This is a genomic window from Pseudothauera lacus (assembly GCF_003034845.1).
GTDB lineage: Bacteria > Pseudomonadota > Gammaproteobacteria > Burkholderiales > Rhodocyclaceae > Pseudothauera > Pseudothauera lacus.
In genome coordinates this window covers 1-1,708 of the sequence record NZ_PZKC01000032.1, presented here as the reverse complement: position 1 = coordinate 1,708, position 1,708 = coordinate 1, and the positions used below count along the sequence as shown (strand labels likewise).

Genomic DNA, 1,708 nt, shown 5'->3' with positions numbered 1-1,708 from the left:
AGACGTCTCAGGGAGTCGGTCAGCGGCCCCGCTGCCGATGCCAGTCGATGTCCCTCCACCCCGGCTCCTCGCCTTCCTCCTACGAAGTAAAAGAGCCGGTATAGACCATACAAGCCTGTCGAAGGGCGTTCGTGCCGACTGGGCTTCGACAGGCTCAGCCCGAACGGTATTTGATTGCCGGCTTAATAGCCCGGCAATCGAATAGCTCAATAACGAATGGTTGTGCGATATAGACCAGGAAAATATCTACTAGAGCGCCTCGAAAGCCCCCGTTTTTGCCGAACATGAGGATCGCTACACGCTACTTCTCTGATTTTTAATTGGAGATTCTCATTATCTCCATAAGCCCAACTATCGGGTCGAAATAGAAGTAATCGGATGTTTGGCTTTTCAGGCCGCCAATGTTGTTACGCGTCTGAGATGGCACATGGCACAAGACTTCCTTCGAATTTCCGACACAGGTTGCTGTGATGCTAGTCTCTTCCGGCCACCACATGGCTTGCCAGAACCTGCGGCGTTCAGCGTCAGATAGCTCATGCGTTGGCTGGGTTGGTTCTTCTGCGTTCAGCGTGACGAGATTGAGCTGATTACCTGTCATCGTGACCTCCCAAACCGGGGTCCCTTTAAGCTTGCTGTATCCGTGCCCGAACTTCCCAACGAGGAGGTTCGCCTGGGCGCTACAGGCGAATGATGCCAAGGTCAAGATGGATGCAATGATGGTGTGCTTCATGTGATCTCCAATGAATAGCCAATTTCTTGTTTGATTTGGCCTAACGACGTTGTAGAAAAACCCGATTTCCGGGCACGCGGTCCCTGTCGGTGATCGCCGACGCTGTCTTGCTCATCGTCTTCTTGGTCCGAGTCAACCTGAGTCCGCGTCCCTTGGAGCGCCGTGTTGAACGAAGCCGCAACGCGGAGAAGTCGCCCGCCGGGCACCCACGAACTATCCTGCATGACGATTCCATCACGGTGACGGCGTCGATTCTGCATGACTTCGTGAGGAGTGACCAGCATGACATCGAACTTTCCCGCCGACTTTTCCAGGCAGTACGACAGCCATCTCAAACATCTGAAGCTGAAGGGCCTGCAACCCAAGACGATTGACGCCTACGCCCGCGGCATACGGCGCCTGGGCGCTATTTCCAGGGAAACGGACCGGGATTGTTCAACAACCGGTTCATGTCGTGGCTCGCTTCGCGATCACGACATAACCTTAATCGTTAGAGCTTTCCCTAGAAGACGAATTCAAAGTGGGTTACCTCGGGCGGCGACTCTCTAAATTGAGAAAGGATCTCACTGAGTTCGGGGACGATTGCCATGGACCAACTGGCGCTCCACTCCATGTGGGGCTGAACGCGGCCATCTGGAAAAAGTGTGAATCCTTCGTAGCCTTTGAGATAAAGCCCTTCCTGGATGATATGTGCTGCACACTTATCGGCATGCTCTCTTGCCACCAGCGTAACTCCGCCTCGTTGAACGAATGGGATGCCCCAATGTGTGAGAGCTTCATGAGTGCTCTTCATAATGAGCTCTAACGCCCAGCATCAGCGGCGGCGCGAAGCGCGGTCCACTGCATGCTGTTGTTGAACGAAGCCGCTACGCGGAGAGGTCGCCCGCCGGGCACCCACGAACTATCCTGCATGACGACTCCATCACGGTGATGGCGTCGATTCTGCATGACTTCGTGAGGAGTGACCAGCATGCCATC

General features: G+C 54.6%; 1 protein-coding gene. It reads right to left on the bottom strand.

Annotated features, from left to right (window positions below; genetic code table 11):
• Window positions 1-316: 316 nt before the first annotated feature.
• Window positions 317-730: a hypothetical protein gene (locus tag C8261_RS17045; RefSeq protein WP_107494922.1), complete on the bottom strand. Its 414-nt coding sequence runs from the start codon at window positions 728-730 to the stop codon at window positions 317-319.
• Between the last annotated feature and the right edge of the window lie 978 nt (window positions 731-1,708).